The organism is Paenibacillus sp. IHB B 3415, assembly GCF_000802655.2.
Classification (GTDB): Bacteria; Bacillota; Bacilli; order Paenibacillales; family Paenibacillaceae; genus Paenibacillus_AQ; species Paenibacillus_AQ phytohabitans.
The window spans coordinates 1-1,041 of record NZ_JUEI01000197.1; the positions used below are offsets into that span (position 1 = coordinate 1).

General features: G+C 49.5%; 2 protein-coding genes. One reads left to right on the forward strand and one right to left on the reverse strand.

Annotated elements, in window-relative coordinates; translation table 11 throughout:
- Nucleotides 1-294: 294 nt before the first annotated feature.
- Complete coding sequence (locus tag QW71_RS36125) at nucleotides 295-702, reverse strand: VOC family protein (RefSeq protein WP_039310951.1); 408 nt, start codon at nucleotides 700-702, stop codon at nucleotides 295-297.
- Nucleotides 703-795: 93 nt separating this feature from the next.
- On the opposite strand from QW71_RS36125, the gene QW71_RS36130 reads away from it, so the two are divergent.
- On the forward strand, nucleotides 796-1,041 hold a 246-nt coding region (locus QW71_RS36130), incomplete at its 3' end, for a hypothetical protein (RefSeq protein ID WP_200906015.1).

Sequence of the window (1,041 nt, forward strand, 5' to 3'; positions counted from 1 at the left end):
TCTTGCTATTCAGCCAACTGAATTATGAAATTGACTCTTCTGTACAACTATATCTGCCCGAAGCGGCGAGAAACCATCTATAAGGGGCATTTTAATTGCACGGAATACAACTAAACGAATAATTGGTTATAAATCAGGCGATTTAGTTGTACAAAGTGCAATTAAGCATACACGTACCACGCACCGCATTCCGCATACCATAATAGCGTCACTGCAAACTCTCAGAAGGTTCCTCTATAAACAAACAGCAAACAAGCCCCCGCATCCGGAAGCCTGTCCTCATGCAGCTCTATGCTATTGCGCGTTCTCATCCATATACATGACTTCCCACAGATGACCGTCGATATCCTGAAAGCTCCAATTGTACATAAAGCCATGGTCGACCGGATCATTGAACGGTTTGCCGCCGGCCCCAAGTGCCTTATGCACCAGTTCGTCCACCTCTGCCCTGCTTGCTGCGGAGAAGGCGAGAATGACCTCCGTGTGTCCGGCAGTATCCACAACCGATTTCGAAGTGAAGGTGTTAAAAAATTCCTTGGTCAGCAGCATGGCAAACGTGTTGTCATTGATGATCATGCATGTTGCGTTCTCATCCGTGTACTGCGGGTTGAACTCAAATCCGAGTGCGGTAAAAAAGTTGATCGAATCCTGCAGATTACTCACCGGCAAATTAACAAAAAGCTGGCCTGCCTTATATCCCACTTTCTAATCACCTCTGCATCCATGGAGTGTGTTCCGCACTATTATAGCATGAACTTGTCTCAGGCAAAAAGTTGCGGAAGCATTGTTGAGAGTGTGAATGAAGGTGCGGATGCGGGTGCGTTAGCTAGTGCGGATGCAGATGCAGGGGCAGGTGCGTTAGCTAGTGCGGGTGCAGATGTAGGTGCAGTTGCGTTAGCTAGTGCGGATGCAGATGTAGGTGCAGTTGCGTTAGCTAGTGCGGATGCAGGTGCGGGGGCAGGGGCAGGTGCGTTAGTTAGTGCGAGTGCGGATGCGGGGGCAGAAGCAGATGCGTTAGTTAGTGCGAGTGCGGATGCGGGG